At 71.7% G+C, this 13696-nt stretch carries 15 protein-coding genes and 1 pseudogene; 3 read left to right on the top strand and 13 right to left on the bottom strand.

From position 1 onward, the window contains the following. Nucleotides 1-4 precede the first annotated feature (4 nt). Nucleotides 5-1366 carry an MFS transporter gene (locus EXE50_RS02505; RefSeq protein ID WP_121599322.1) on the top strand — a complete coding sequence of 454 codons (1362 nt, stop codon included), beginning with the start codon at nt 5-7 and terminating at the stop codon, nt 1364-1366. An 8-nt stretch (nt 1367-1374) separates the two neighbouring features. Here EXE50_RS02505 and EXE50_RS02510 read toward each other — a convergent pair whose 3' ends face one another. Together EXE50_RS02510 and EXE50_RS02515 are read right to left on the bottom strand one after the other, a co-directional pair. After that, a complete protein-coding gene (locus EXE50_RS02510; protein ID WP_121599323.1) occupies nt 1375-2481 on the bottom strand; it encodes a radical SAM protein in 1107 nt (368 codons plus the stop codon). 143 nt (nt 2482-2624) lie between these two features. Beyond that, a complete protein-coding gene (locus tag EXE50_RS02515; protein WP_241982615.1) occupies nt 2625-2975 on the bottom strand; it encodes a DUF2249 domain-containing protein in 351 nt (116 codons plus the stop codon). A gap of 43 nt (nt 2976-3018) precedes the next feature. Between EXE50_RS02515 and EXE50_RS02520 the strand changes: the two genes are divergently transcribed. Beyond that, the gene (locus EXE50_RS02520) at nt 3019-3759 is read left to right on the top strand and encodes a helix-turn-helix domain-containing protein (RefSeq protein ID WP_137704279.1); all 741 of its coding nucleotides are present in this window, start codon (nt 3019-3021) and stop codon (nt 3757-3759) included. A 55-nt stretch (nt 3760-3814) separates the two neighbouring features. Here EXE50_RS02520 and EXE50_RS02525 read toward each other — a convergent pair whose 3' ends face one another. The 11 genes and pseudogenes from EXE50_RS02525 to EXE50_RS02575 all read right to left on the bottom strand — a co-directional run bounded on the left by EXE50_RS02525 (nt 3815) and on the right by EXE50_RS02575 (nt 13158). After that, the gene (locus tag EXE50_RS02525) at nt 3815-4015 is read right to left on the bottom strand and encodes a hypothetical protein (RefSeq protein WP_121599326.1); all 201 of its coding nucleotides are present in this window, start codon (nt 4013-4015) and stop codon (nt 3815-3817) included. A 69-nt stretch (nt 4016-4084) separates the two neighbouring features. Beyond that, on the bottom strand, nt 4085-5074 hold the full coding sequence (locus EXE50_RS02530; protein ID WP_121599327.1) for an ABC transporter permease: 990 nt from the start codon (nt 5072-5074) through the stop codon (nt 4085-4087). Then, on the bottom strand, nt 5071-5886 hold the full coding sequence (locus tag EXE50_RS02535; RefSeq protein ID WP_121599328.1) for an ABC transporter ATP-binding protein: 816 nt from the start codon (nt 5884-5886) through the stop codon (nt 5071-5073). The genes EXE50_RS02530 and EXE50_RS02535 overlap by 4 nt, the downstream gene beginning before the upstream one ends. Continuing rightward, complete coding sequence (gene nosD / locus EXE50_RS02540; protein ID WP_137704280.1) at nt 5883-7349, bottom strand: nitrous oxide reductase family maturation protein NosD; 1467 nt, start codon at nt 7347-7349, stop codon at nt 5883-5885. Before nosD ends, EXE50_RS02535 begins: the two co-directional genes overlap by 4 nt. Then, on the bottom strand, nt 7339-8091 hold the full coding sequence (locus tag EXE50_RS02545; RefSeq protein ID WP_137704281.1) for a hypothetical protein: 753 nt from the start codon (nt 8089-8091) through the stop codon (nt 7339-7341). The genes nosD and EXE50_RS02545 overlap by 11 nt, the downstream gene beginning before the upstream one ends. Nucleotides 8092-8095: 4 nt before the next feature. Next, nucleotides 8096-10015: a TAT-dependent nitrous-oxide reductase gene (nosZ, locus tag EXE50_RS02550; RefSeq protein ID WP_121599330.1), complete on the bottom strand. Its 1920-nt coding sequence runs from the start codon at nt 10013-10015 to the stop codon at nt 8096-8098. A gap of 232 nt (nt 10016-10247) precedes the next feature. After that, the gene (locus EXE50_RS02555; protein ID WP_121599331.1) at nt 10248-10811 is read right to left on the bottom strand and encodes a halocyanin domain-containing protein; all 564 of its coding nucleotides are present in this window, start codon (nt 10809-10811) and stop codon (nt 10248-10250) included. A gap of 130 nt (nt 10812-10941) precedes the next feature. Continuing rightward, nucleotides 10942-11484, bottom strand: coding sequence for a DUF2249 domain-containing protein (locus tag EXE50_RS02560; RefSeq protein WP_137704282.1), 543 nt, complete (start codon nt 11482-11484; stop codon nt 10942-10944). Nucleotides 11485-11577: 93 nt separating this feature from the next. Then, nucleotides 11578-12297 carry an alpha/beta hydrolase gene (locus tag EXE50_RS02565; RefSeq protein WP_137704357.1) on the bottom strand — a complete coding sequence of 240 codons (720 nt, stop codon included), beginning with the start codon at nt 12295-12297 and terminating at the stop codon, nt 11578-11580. Next, nucleotides 12297-12725, bottom strand: a pseudogene (locus tag EXE50_RS02570) (VOC family protein); the annotation flags it as partial. The pseudogene EXE50_RS02570 and the gene EXE50_RS02565, both read right to left, overlap by 1 nt. 67 nt (nt 12726-12792) lie before the next feature. Then, nucleotides 12793-13158 (bottom strand): hypothetical protein, encoded by a 366-nt coding sequence (locus EXE50_RS02575; RefSeq protein WP_121599333.1) that lies wholly within the window; start codon nt 13156-13158, stop codon nt 12793-12795. 144 nt (nt 13159-13302) lie between these two features. Here EXE50_RS02575 and EXE50_RS02580 point away from each other — a divergent pair, with 144 nt between their 5' ends. Further along, entirely contained in the window at nt 13303-13683 is a 381-nt protein-coding gene (locus tag EXE50_RS02580; RefSeq protein WP_137704283.1) for a DUF5830 family protein, read from the top strand. The last annotated feature ends 13 nt before the right edge of the window (nt 13684-13696 follow it).

Consider the following 13696-nt stretch of genomic DNA (forward strand, 5'->3'; position numbering starts at 1 on the left):
ACTCGTGACCGACGACGCGGCGGCCGACGCCGAGCGGTCCGGTGCGCTCGACGCGTTCCGCCGGTTCTTCGCGCTAGAGCGGGACGTGCTCGTCCTGTCGGTCGCGATGTTCGCGTTCAGTCTCGGCTTCCAGATGACGAACCGGTTCCTCCCGGAATACATGGTCGCGCTCGGGGCCTCGGGGTTCGTCGTGGGGCTCTTCGGAACCTTCGGTAACGTCATCTCGGCGCTGTACCCGTACCCCGGGGGCGCGGTCTCCGACCGAATCGGGTCGCGGTACGCGCTGACCGTCTTCGGGCTGCTGTCGACCCTGGGCTTCGTCGTCTGGCTGGTCGCTCCGGCGATCGGCCCGGTCGACGTGGCCGGGGTGGTCGTCGAGCCGTGGATCTGGGTCTTCGTCGGCCTCGTCCTCGCGCAGGCGTGGAAGTCGTTCGGCCTCGGGGCGACGTTCGCGGTGGTCAAGCAGGCGACGGCCCCTTCACGGCTGGCCGCCGGGTTCGCCAGCACGGAGACGTTCCGGCGGACGGCGTTCCTGATCGGCCCGGTGCTGGCCGCCGTCCTCATCGGCCTGCGCGCGGAGTTCACCGTCAGCTTCCGGTACGTCCTCGCGGTCGGAGTGGCGTTCGGCGTCCTCGGAACCGCCGTCCAACACGTCCTCTACGACGCGAGCGGCGACTCCATCGGCGACTCGTTCGCCGGGCTCGACCGGATCCGACGAGACCTGCGGGAGATGCCGGCGCCGCTGCGGCCGCTGCTCGTCGGCGACACGCTCGTGCGGTTCGCGAACGGGATGGTGTACGTGTTCTTCGTGCTCGTCGTCACGCAGTTCTTCCAGGTCGGCCTCGACACCACCGTCGCGCTCGGCGGGTTCTCGTACGACGTGGACCTCTCGCCGCAGGCGTTCTTCGGCTACCTGCTCGGCGTCGAGATGCTCGTCGCGCTGCTGATCATGGTCCCGGCCTCGAAGCTCGCGGAGCGCGTCGGGCTCAAGCCGGTCGTCGCGGTCGGCTTCGCCGTCTACGCCGTCTTCCCCGTCGTGCTGATCTACGCGCCGGCGCTCGCGGGGTCGGCGCTGCCCCTGTCGGCGGTGATGGTCGCGGTCTTCGCGTTCTCCGGGCTCCGGTTCGCGGGGCTGCCGTCGCACAAGGCGCTGATCGTCGGCCCGGCGGAGAGCGGGTCCGGCGGCCGCGTCACCGGGACGTACTACCTCCTCCGGAACGCGATAGTCATCCCGAGCGCCGCGGTCGGCGGGTACCTGTGGGACTTCGTCAGCCCGGAGGTCGCGTTCACGGTCGCGGCGGTCATCGGCGTCGCCGGTACCGGCTACTTCCTCGCGTTCGGGCAGGAGTTCGAAGCGTACGCCTGACCCTGAACTCAGTCGGCCGGCTCGGGACGCTCGCCGTCGTCGCCAGTGCGCTGCCGCTCCGGGAGCGGCCCGTCGTAGCCCTCGGGGACGTACGGGCAGAGGGGGTCGCTGCCCGTCGGGTCGCCGGTCGCTGCGTACGCCCGCGAGCGACTCCCGCCGCAGACGTGGCGGTACTCGCAGGCGCCGCACTTCCCCGAGAAGCCGTCCGGGTCGCGGAGCGACTCGAAGAGGTCGGCGTTCCGGTACGCGTCGACCACCGAGCGATCGCGGACGTTGCCCGCGGACTCCGGGAGGAAGCCGGACGGGTACACCTCGCCGGTGTGGCTCACGAACGCGAAGCCGCGCCCGGCCGTGATCCCGCCGCGCCGCTGCGCGGAGCCGTCCGCGTCGCCTCCGTCCGCCCGCTGAATCCCCACTCGACGGTAGAACGGCGCCTCGGTCGTCTTGACGCCGAAGCGCTCCTCGTCGGACACCTCGTGGAGCCACGCCATCACGTCCTCGGCGCGCCCGGGGTCGATCGGGTCGAGGACGCGGCCGCGACCCACCGGGACGAGGAAGAAGACGCTCCAGAGGACGGCGCCCAGGTCGCGGACGCGGTCGCGGATCGCGGGGAGGTCGTCGACGGTGTCCGCGCAGACCGTGGTGTTGACCTGGAGCGGGATCCCGGCGTCGCGGGCGGCGCGCGCGGCCTCGACCGTGTCCGCGAAGCTCTCCTCGCCGCGGAACGCGTCGTGGCGCTCGCGGGTCGGGCCGTCGAGACTGAGCGCCATCCGCGCGATCCCGGCGTCGGCGAGGTCGCGGACGCGCTCCGGTGTGAGTGACCGCGTCCCGCTCGGCGTGATCGTCATCCGGAGGCCCAGGTCGTCCCCGTACGAGACCAGCTCCGTGAGGTCGTCGCGCGCGAGCGGGTCGCCGCCGGAGAGAACGACCAGCTGCCCGTCGCCGAACGCGGCGGCGTCCTCAAGGAGTCGCTTCCCCTCCGCGGTCGTCAGCTCGTCGGGGTGCCGCTGTGGTCTCGCGTCGGCGCGGCAGTGCCGACACGCGAGCCCGCAGGCCTGCGTGACCTCCCAGACGAGGACCAGCGGCCGCCGGTCGGTGTCGAGGTCGTCGAACATCTGTCGGGATCGGATACGGTCCCGATCCGTTTGGGGCCGTTCCCGAACGTGTTCCCCCGCGCTCTCGGCGGGCGGAATCGGCGTCGCGTCCGGCGAGGGCAGCGCGCGCTCCGGAGACGGTAGTCGACACCGGCAGCGGCCGCTCAGGTCGCGGTCGCGTCGTCTTCGCCGGCCCGATCGTCCGAAAGACCCTTCTCGCGGTCGGTCGGCCATATCGCCGTGACGGTCGCCTCCGTCGCGTCCGTCTCGACCGCGGCGTAGGCGTACCCGCGGTCCTCTAAGCGCGGGAAGAGGAACTGCGGGCTCCGGTCGTTGTACTGTACCAGCACGTCGCCGTCGCCGAGCCTTTCGACGCGTTCGAGCGTCTCGCGCAGCGGCTTCGGCGGGCCGAGGTTTCGCACGTCGAGGACGACCGTCTCCCCCTCGGTCGGCGCCTCCGTCCGCTCGGCCACCGCCCGTTCGACCGCTGCTGAATCGCCGGGTTCGGCGCTCATGTGTCGATCGACGAACCTGATCCACGGGTCGTTTGTGGCGAACATGTTCCGGCGAGCGCGGAGCCGAAGGTACTTCCACCCCGGCGCCGAACGGGCGCGCATGGCACAGGCACGCCTCCGCGTGGACATCCCGGACGGCCCGTGGGTGGGCGACGTCTCGCGGGAGTTCCCGGACGCGCGGTTCCAGGTGATGACCGCGACCCCCGACGACGGCGCCGGGTTCGCGCTGGTCCGGATCACCGCCGACGACACCGACCCGATCCTCGACGCCATCGACGACCACGACACGATCACGCACTCGTCGGTGATGGCAGAGGACGAGGGCATGGTGACCGTCCAGGTCGAGGCGCTCGTCCCGCTGCTCCAGACGGTCGCGCGGCGGGCCGGCGTCCCCATCGAGATGCCGGTCGAGATCCGCGACGGCGTCGCCCGCGTCGACGTGACGGGCGACCACGAGCGCGTCGCGAAGTTCGGCGACGCCCTCCGCGACGTGGGCGCCGACTTCGAGGTCGAGTACGTCCAACAGCGCGTGAACCCCGGCGGGTCGCTCACGGAGCGCCAGCGCGAGGTCCTCTTCGAGGCGGTCGACCGCGGCTACTACGACGTGCCGCGCGAGTGTACGCTCACCGAGGTGGCCGATCACGTCGGCATCGCGAAGTCCACGTGTAGCGAGGTGCTCCAGCGCGTCGAGCGCACCATCGTCCGGGAGTTCGTCGACGACCTCCCGCGGCGCCCGGTCGACTTCGAGTCGCCCGAGGACGACGGGATCGAGCGGATTCAGTGACCGGCTGACTTCGAGTTCCTTCCGGTCAGTCAGTGTCCTCCGGCTCGGTCCGGAATCACCCCGAGAATATCTGTACGATGACCACGATCACACTCACGATTCCGGTTGCGCGGGCAACGGTCGGTATCAAAGTCTCGTAGCCGCGGACCGCCACGGCGATGTCGCCGAGCGCCGCGACTCCGACTCCGAGCAGCAACACGACGCTCAATAGGAGACGGCGGATCGATTCGAGTTGTTCGTCCGCTTCGGAGGGCATCGTGGTCAATTCCAGCCGTGGGTCGGAAAGTTCCACCGGAGTGGAGAATTACGGGCCGACCGACGCTCCTCAGAGCCGCCGCCGGCGGACGAGCACGCCCGCGGCCGCGACCGGGACGACGCACCACGCGACGAGCGACGCCGCCAGCGCGGCCGCCGACAGCCCGCTCCCGGCGAGGACGGCGGTGAAGCCGCCGCCCGCGGTCGTGCCGAGCCCCGACAACACGAGCACCCGGAACGCGCTCACCGGGTTCGACAGGACCAGCGCCGACAGCGCGGCGTCGGGGAGTTCCGCGGCCGCCACGACGCCGAGCGCGAGCAGGTCGTGGCCCAGCACGAACCACACCCACGCGAGCAGCGCCGCGCCGAGCGCGTGGGTCTTCTCGCGGGCGACGGTCGACAGCAGCAGCGCGAGCGCGAGGAACGCGGCGCCGGCGCCGACGGCGCCACCGAGGAACCCGAGGAACGCGGGCAATTCGGCGACCCCGAACTCGCGGACGATCAGGGCGCCGCTGAAGCCGAAGCCGAGGAGCGTCGCGCCGGCCAGCACCGCCAGCCGCCCGAGGTACGTCCCGGCGACGACTTCGCTCCGCCGGACCGGCAGCGAGAACACGACCGCGAGCCACCCCTCGTCCTCGCGGCCCACGATCGCGTCGTAGCCCAAGGCGAGCGCCGCGAGCGGGACGAGGTACGCGGCGAGGCTCGTCAGCGACGCGACGACGCGCTCGGCGCCCGCCGGTCCGACGGCGGAGCCGCTGAACGTCAGCATCACCCCGCCGAACACGACGAACAGCGCGGTCAGCGCGAGCGCCCACCGGCTCCGGACCGCCAGCCGGTACTCGGTGACCGCGACGACGAAGACGTGACGCAGCGCCCCGCGGACGCCGTCGTTCGCCTCCGTCTCTGTCGCCGCGACGGTCGCCGTCGACGCCGACGAGTCGTCGGACTCGACGTCCGCGTCGGCGTCGAACGCCCCAACGGCGGCCGCCGCGTCCGCGTGCCCGCCGTCCGGACGGGTCTCGGCGTCGCCCTCCTCGGCCCGCTTCGTCGGGTCGCTCATGGCGCCACCTCCTCGGCATCGGTCGCGGCGCGGCGCGCCGCGTCGTCGCCGACCGCCCGGCGGAACGCCGCGCGGAGCCCGCCGGCGTCCCGGCCGGTCTCGCAAGTCGCTCCCGCGTCGGTCGCGGCCGGCGCCGCCTCGCTCACCCCCGCGGCGAGCTCATCGACGGGCCCCGACGCGCGGACCCGTCCGTCGTGGAGGACGGCGACGCGGTCGCAGAGCCGCTCGGCCTCTCCCAGCACGTGCGAGCAGAACACGACCGTCGCGTCCGTCTCCCTCGTTATCTCCTCGACGATGGCGTGGAACTCGTCGACGCCGCGGGGGTCGAGCCCCGCCGTCGGCTCGTCGAGGATCAGCACGTCGGGGTCGGGCAACAGCACCGTCGCCAAGCCGAGCCGGCGCTGCATGCCGTTCGAGTAGCCCGAGACCCGGCGGTCGGCCTCGTCCGCGGTCAGCCCGACCCGCGCTATCGCCTCGGCGGTCCGGCCGTCCGTCGGGAGGCCGCGCGTCGCCCGGTGGACGCCGAGGACCTCGCGGCCGGTGAGCCCGTCCGGGAACCCGACGTGCTCGGGGAGGTAGCCGACGCGCTCGCGGATCCGCCGCCCGTCCTCGGTCACGTCGGTGCCGCCGACGCTGACGGTCCCGGCGTCCGGCCTGTCGTGGCCGACGAGCAGCCGGAACAGCGTCGACTTACCGGCCCCGTTGGTGCCGATGATCCCGAACGTCGAGCCGCTCGGGACCGACAGCGAGAGCCCGTCGAGGGCGGTCACGTCCCCGTACGCCTTCCGCACGTCGGTCGCGTCGATTCTCATGGTGTGTCCTCCGTGTCGGCGGTTCGGTTCGCGGCGCGGGCCTCGCCGGTCGGCTCGTAGGCGCGCCAGTCGTGGTTCGGCTCGACGAGGGGGCGGCGGTCGACGACGCCCGGCGTCTCGATCACCGGGAAGGAGCTCTCGGCCAGCCGCACCGCCTCGAACGCCGGGCTGTTCGCGAACACGGCCGCCTGCGGCGTCTCGTCCACGAGGTTCTCGACGATCCCGATCGGTCGGTGGCGGATCTCGCTGACGCCGTCGCCGTCGCGGTCGGCCGTCCGCGCGCCCGACCAGTAGTTGCCCCGCTCGGTGCCGTTCCAGGCGACGAGCGAGTTCCGCGCCGTCTTGGCCGCCCGACCGTTGCGGACGAAGCTGTTGCCCGCGACGACCGCGTTGTTGCTCACAGCAGCGCTGTGGATCCCGATCCCGTTCCGGTAGATCAGGTTGTCGACGAGCCGGTTCCCCTGCGCGTTGTAGAGGTAGAGCCCGTTCCGGTTCGCGACGAGGCGGTTGCCGGCGATCGCCGAGTCCTCGATGTCCTTCGCCAGTATCCCGTGGCCGCTGCCGCCGTCGTTGCGTAGGGCCGTGTTGTTCCGGACGGTCAGCCCCTCGCTCACCATCAGCGCGTAGCCGACGCCGTTGTCGGCCGCGACGTTGTCCACGAGGCGGTTGTCGTCCGAGTACATGTAGTGGACGCCGTACCGCGTGTGGCGGATCGTGTTGTTCTCGGCGAGCACGTCCGTCGCCCATGAGAAGTATATGCCGTCGCGGGTGCGCGTGATCTCGGTGTCGCGGACGACGGTCCCGCGCGTCTCGAACAGGTGGATCCCGTTGCCGCGGTCGGTGACCGGGTACACGTCCTCCCGGCCGTCGATCCGCACGTCCTCGATGACGGCCTCGTCGGCGCCGTCGACCCAGATCCCGTACGCCGTGTCGGCGATCCGGACCGACTCGATCCGGGCGCGGTCGCCCGCGACGAAGACGCCGGCGTCCTCGGTGCCGAGGTCGCTCCCGGAGCCGCGGACCCACACGCCGGAGAGGGTAACGTTCTCGCCGCTCAGGGTGAGCACGCGCCCCTCGCCGCCGCCGTCGATCACGGCGCCGTCCGCGCTCGCGACGAGTCGCAGGCCGTCGACGCTCGCGTTGACGCGCTCGTCGAACCGGCCGTCGAGGACGACCGTCTCACCGGGGTCGGCGGCGTCGACCGCGGCCTGCGCCGACGCGAAGGACTCGCCGTCGACCGTCGCAGTCCCGTCGCGCTCGGGCGCGGTCACGCCCGTCGCGGCGAAGTCCGTGGCCACGTCGAGCCCGGGGGCGTCGGAGGCGTTCGACGGGGCGACCGGGGCGCTCGCGTCTGCGGCGCCGCCAGCGCCGGCGACCGGGAGCGCGACGCCGAGGGCGACCGCGACGGCGGCCGCGGCGCAGGCGGCCGCGAGGAAGCCGACTTCGAGGCGGTCACCCGACATGGTCGCCCCCGTCGACGTCGCGGTCTCGGTCGGCGGCCGCTCCCCCACCGACGCGGTCGCGGACCGCTCCGGGGAGCGCGCGGGCGAGCGCCGGCAGTTCGTCCACGGTCGCCTCGATGTCGCGCGCGAGGTACGCGGTGGCGAGCAACAGGACCGCGAGGACGGTCATGTACCCGCCGGGGCCGAACCACGCGAAGCCGGAGATGTTCGCCACCTCGTACGGCCCCAGCAGCGGCGGCGTGAACGACTCGATGCCCCGGAGCGGCGCGTCCGGGTCCAGCGAGTGGCCGGCCTGGTAGAGCCGGTACTGGATGAACGCGAACATCCCGACGAAGACAGTGACCGTCCCGACGAGCTGGGCCGTGAGCCCGGCCTTCAGCTTGCGGGCCGTCGGCGCGAACGCGACGAACGCCCCCGTGAGCGAGAGGGAGACGAACACGACCGGCCCGAGCAGCCACTCGGGCACGTCGATCGCGGCCTCGCTGACGGCGTAGTTCGGGTCGATGAACACCGGGTCGGGGTAGTGGAAGCCGGCGTACTTGTTGAGCCCCTGTACCTCGGCGAAGTCGCCGCCCAGGCGCGGGTACGCGTACAGCTCGATGAGCAGCTCCTGACCGGGGTACTGCGGCGCAGTCAGCGTGATCTTCCACACCGGGACCAGCAGCGCGCCGACGAGCAGCGCCGCCGCTGCCAGCGGGAGCGCGCGTCGGATCTCGGTCAGCCGCGTGAGCGACGAACTCATGGCGTCACTCCTCCGGTTTGACGATGAGCCGCGAGCGCATCTCTAAGTGCAACGCGCTGCAGAAGTGCGCGCAGTAGACCCAGTAGACACCGGGGTCGTCGGCGGTGAACGTCGCCTTACGCGTCTCCTGAGGCGCGACCCGCATGTGGACGTCGTGGTCGGGGATCGCCACCGAGTGTAGCATGTCGCTCGTGGTCTCGATGTTCGTCACCTGCATCTCCACCTCGTCGCCCTCCCGGACGACCATCTCCTGGAACCCGTAGTGGTTCCGGGTGGAGTACATCTCGATCTCCACGCGGTCCTCGGAGACGCGCTCCATCGTGGACTCGCCCTCGGCGGTGTGGCTGAGTTCGAGGTCCTCGGGGTCGTACACCTCCTTCGGGTCGATCTTCGACTTGTGGCAGATCGACGCGTCGTGCGGCTCGGCCTGCGCCGGCGAGTCCTTCACCAGCTCCATCCCGTTCTCGTCGTCGCCGATGTAGATCAGCTGGTCGTTCTCCGGGTGCTGCGGGCCGACCGGGAGGAACCGGTCCTTCGAGAGCTTGTTCAGCGAGACCAGCCAGTCGCCAGCCGGGTCCTCCGTGTACGACTCCGCGGCGATGAGGTGCCCGGGGTTGTAGTGGACGTCGATCTTCTCGATCACCGGGCTCTCGGAACGCGCCTCGGCCTCGACCGCCTCCTCGATGTCCCACTTGACGACCTGCGAGTCGATGAACAGCGTCGTGTACGCGTGGCCGCGGCCGTCGTAGGCGGTGTGGAGCGGGCCGAGGCCGAGCTTCGGCTGGCCGACGATGGCGTCGGTCGGGTCGTCGACCTCGTCGATCTTGTCGATGTCGATCACCGACGCCGTCGGGTCGAGCTTCCCGCTGACGATCACGTACTCGTTGTCCGGGGTGACGCTCACGCCGTGCGGGCTCTTCGGCGTCGGGATGTAGTGGACGATGGGCTCGTCGCCCTGGTTGAGCGGGCTGTCCTTCCGCCCGTCGACGACCGGGACCCCGTTCAGCATCTCGTAGTTGCCGGCCTCGACGGCAGCCTCGATCCGCGGGATGTCGAACGCCTTCACGTCGTCGCGGTCGGCCCGGGTCATCCCGGACTCGGTCGCGGCCTCCTCGGTGTTGTAGGCGCTCGTGAAAAAGTACCGGCCCTCCTTGCTCCCGTCCCCGTTGTCCATGTTGCCGTCGATGAGGACCTCCCACTCGACGTTCATGCTCTCGGGGTTGATCGCGGCGAGGACGGAGCCGTAGGAGTCGGGGTCTTCGAGGTTCCCGCTCCCGTCGTTGGGGACCGGCGTCCGGAACTCGCCGACGCCGAAGATGAGGTCGGTGTCCGGCAGCTGCGCGCAGGCGCCGTGGGTGCCCTGCTGGTTCGGGATGTTGACGATGGCGTCCGTCTCGAAGTACGTCAGGTCGATCCGGGCCATCCGCCCGTTCGCCTTGTCGTTGACGTACGCGAACCGGCCGTCGTAGTCGCCGTCGGTCTGACTGATCCGCGGGTGGTGGGTGTCGCCCCACGTGTACCCGCCGGCGTCTTCGAGCATCTGCTTGCTCTCGTCGTCGAAGCCGTAGCCGCGCGAGGCGTCCCGGTTGAACACCGGGATGCGGATGAGTTCGCGCATGGACGGGAGCCCGTAGACGCGGACGTCGCCGGCCTGCCCGCCGGAGAGCAGCGCGTAGTACTCGTCGTGTTCGCCCGGCGGTACGGAGTTGTCGACCCCGCTCGCCGAGGCCGTCCCCTGGACGTCGTCCTCGCTCAGGATGCTGGTACAGCCCGCCAGCCCGCTGAGGCCCCCCGCAGCGGCGCCTGCCTTCATGAAGTCGCGGCGACGGACGCCGGGGAGCATGGAGTCGAACCCGTCCGTCGAGTCGGTCGTCTGGTCGCCCGATTCCCCCGCGTCCGTGGACCGCTGTGTGTCGTTCGACATGGGTAGATCCGCGAGCGGCGATTCCCTCGCGACAGGCGGACGTTGCGGGGTTCGGTATATAGGTCGTCGAGCGGCTTGCTGTGCGGTTGGAAGCGCGCGAACACGTTCGGCGGACGCCGACCGCGTTCCGAGGACGTGAGAACGCGGTCGGTTCCCTGCTCGAAAGGTGTTTTCGAAAAAAGGTGTCCGCGTCGCGTCGGCGTCCCGGGCGCGGTTCAGCCGCACCGCGGCGTCACCGAACGACGACGGCGCCCTTCATGCCGACCGACGAGTGGGGGGTACACTCGTAGGTGAACGTTCCCGTCTCCTCGAAGGTGTACTCGAAGGTGTGGCCCTCCTCGGTGACCGTCTCGCTCTCGAACGCGCCCGAGTCGGCAGCGACGTTGTGGCCGCCGCCCTTTCCGGTCCACTCCCAGACGACGGTGGTCCCGGTGCTCACCGCCACGGCGGCCGGGCCGAAAGAGAGTCCGTCCCCCGCTCCGACCGAGACCGTAACCTCGTCCTGTCCGGTGGCGTCGACGGTCTGGTCGTAGTTGTTCGCACCCTCTAACCAGCCGCCGTAGTCGGGCTCCTTGCTGAGGTACTGTGTGTCGCCGCCGTCGCCGCCGTCCCCGCCGTCACCGGAACTGCCGCCGGAGCCGTCGCTTCCGCCCGAGCCGTCGCTTCCGCCCGAGCCGCCGTCGCCGCCGTCGCCACCGTCGCTCCCGCCGGAACAGCCGGCGAGAAGGAGCGTCGCGCCCGCGGCGGTCGTGGCCTGTACGAATCGTCGCCGATCGAGTGTCGTGTCGTCCGTCATGTGGGTCTTCGTTCGCGGTCGGTAGTTGTAACGCCCTGCGCGCCGACTCGCCGTGCGGGAATTCCGACGAACATGTTCGGAGCGAACGTCGTCCGCTCCGGGGCGGTCGGTCATCGAAACCGCGCGTCGCCTACGCTTCCCCCCGCGGCGCCAGCACGATCAGCGCGGTGGCGTCCTCGCGCGCGGTCGGCTTCACCGTCCGATCGCCCTCGAAGCGGAGCAGTTCGCCGGCCTCAACGCGGTGAGGCTCGCCGTCGAGCGCGACGTCGAAGGCGCCAGTCAGCGCGTTGAACAGCACCGTCCGGTCCGGGTGGTCGTGCTCCGCCGCCGATTCGCCGGCGTCCAGCGAGAGCCGAACCGTCTTCGGCTCCGCGCCGGGGAACGCCCGGGCGTGGGGTTCGCCGTCGAGGTCGGCGATCCGGACCGCCTCCGGCTCGGCTCCGCCTTCGGCCTTCGGCAGTTCCGCGACGAACCGCTCGGAACCCTCGCGCTCGACCGCGTACGCCTCGTCGTCGAACGCGGGGACCTCGGCCGACAGCTCGTAGTAGAGCGGCTTCGGGTCGTGGTCGTTGACGATCGTGAGCGACTCGCCCGGCTCCAGGTCGCCGAACGCCTCGTGGATCCGGTCGTGCCGCTCGTTCGGCGGAATCTCTCTGACGTCGAGTTCGGACATCGCTCGACCGTCGACGCCGCAGCCGCATGTCGGGCGGCGCGAACACGTTCGGGACCGACCGGGTCGCGCCGGGCGGTTCGACGGTGCGACGCCTCAGTCCTCGTCGAGCAGTCCCGCGATCCGCTCGCCGATCCGGTCCATCGTCGCGTCCGAGAGCCCGTGGCCGTCACCCGGGCCGATGCGGCACTCGACCGCCGCGCCGGCCCGCTCGAAGACGTGCGCGGTCGCTCGGACGCGCTCGGCGGGCACGTACGGGCCGTCCTCGCTGCTGTCGAGCGCGACGGGGGTCCCGGCGAGCGGTCCGCCGCCGTCGTCCCCGTCGTCACCGGTGCCGCCGCCCTCGGCGCCCTCGGTCGCTTCGAGCGCCCGCGAGTCGAGGTCGTCGCCCGGCAGGGCGGCCGAGACGACGAACGCACCCCCGTACCGGTCAGGTCGGCGGCGCAGGAACTCGGCGACGACCGCGCCGCCCTGCGAGACCCCGGCGAGGACGACGCGTTCAGGCGGGACGCCGGCGTCGCGCGAGATGTCGGCCGCGGCCGCGACGCAGTCGACCGCCGAAGTTAGTGCGGGCTCGTTGGCCGACAGCGCGGCCTCGTGCGGCGCCGGGAACCACGTCGACCGGACCGCGCCGGGCGCGAGGAGGGTCGCGCCCGAGCGGTAGAACTCGTCCGCGAGCCTGACGAGCCCCTCGGCGGTGCCGCCGCGGCCGTGGACCAGCACGACCGCGACCTCGGCGGCCGCGACGGGCGCGCCGCCGGTCACGAGCGTCGCGGCCGCGTGCGGCCCGTCGACGCCGCGAATCCGCCGGCTCATTCCTCCGCGGTCCCCGACTCGGGGTCGTCGAACCGCGGCAGCTGCGACTCGATCACCTCGCGGTCCTCCGCGAACCGCGAGGGGAGATAGAGCTCCGTCGCGTGCCCCGTCGCCGCCTCGACGCCGCGGTCGGCGAGCCGGTCGCGCCAGTAGCCGAGCGAGTCCGGCGGCACCGCGAAGGCGACGGTCTCGTAGCCGGGCTTCCCGATCCGCCCGGGGTCGGCGTTCGGGTCGGGGAAGACCGTGAAGGCGGAGCTCGGCGAGCCGGTCGCGTCGCATAAGTAGAGGTGGTACTGGAGGCGGTCCTCGCAGTTCACCGTCCGGCGGAGCAGGCGGAGGCCGAGCGTCTCGCCGTAGAAGTCGGCTGCGGCACCGGGGTCGCCGACGATCCCCGTGACGTGGTGGAGCCCGGGGGTGTCAGAGAGCATGCGCCGGATCGGCGCCGCGCGGGAAAGTCCGTGTCGGTCGGGGCGACCGCGAGGCCCGGCGGCGAGGTCAGGAGAGCCACAGCAGCCGCAGGTTGCTCGCGGTGAGGTACGTCCCCGTCGCCGTGAGCAACACCGGCGGGAAGTAGTACAGCAGGCCGTCCCCGTCTCGCGCGCCCTCGACGCTGATCCAGAGCATCACGAGGTAGACGGCGATCTTCAGCGCGACGAGCCCGGAGAGCCCGAACGACTCCAGCGCGAACCGCACCACGGGGTTCGCCTCTTCGATCGTCGGCACGTATCGGAGGAAGGCGACGGTGGAGACGATGTCGCCGACGCCGTACGTCGCGGTCGCCGCGATCCACAGCCAGTAGAACTCGTTCGGGCGCCGCCGGTAGGCGGGGCGGCGGCGGGAGCGGTCGCGGGATCGAGCCACGTCTCGAAGTGTCGGGCGGCGGACGTGAATCTGCCGGTTCCGAGGTCCCGCTCGCCGCTCGCACTTCCTCGCCGCGCAGGGGAGACGGCGAGACGCCGACCGCCGTCCGGCCAACTTAAGACGGCTCGCGCCGTCACGCCGCCCGTGACGGAGCCGCGGACCCGCGACGAGAAACTGGAGCTCGGCGTCGAGCTGCTGGCCCACCTCGAACGCGAGGAGATCGACCTCGCCGCCGCGGTCGACCGGATCGAGACGATCACGACCAGGCCGGCGCTCACCCGCGACGTCCTCGACGCGGCCGAGAAGCGCGGCGTCATCGACCGCGAGGGCGCCCGGCTCCGCGTCCGCACGGGCGGGACCTACGTCGAGTACGACAGCCAGGTCGTCGCCCGCGAGGGCGACTTCGAGTGCCGGCGGTGCGGGGCCTCGATTTCGACGGGCCACTTCGTCGAGCTCGACGCCGGCGAACTCGGGCCGTTCGGCTCCTCGTGTATCCGGAAGGTGACCGGGCGGGAGTCGGAGTGACTCCGCCGTCGAC

The organism is Halorubrum sp. ARQ200 (assembly GCF_005435115.1).
Lineage (GTDB): Archaea > Halobacteriota > Halobacteria > Halobacteriales > Haloferacaceae > Halorubrum > Halorubrum tropicale.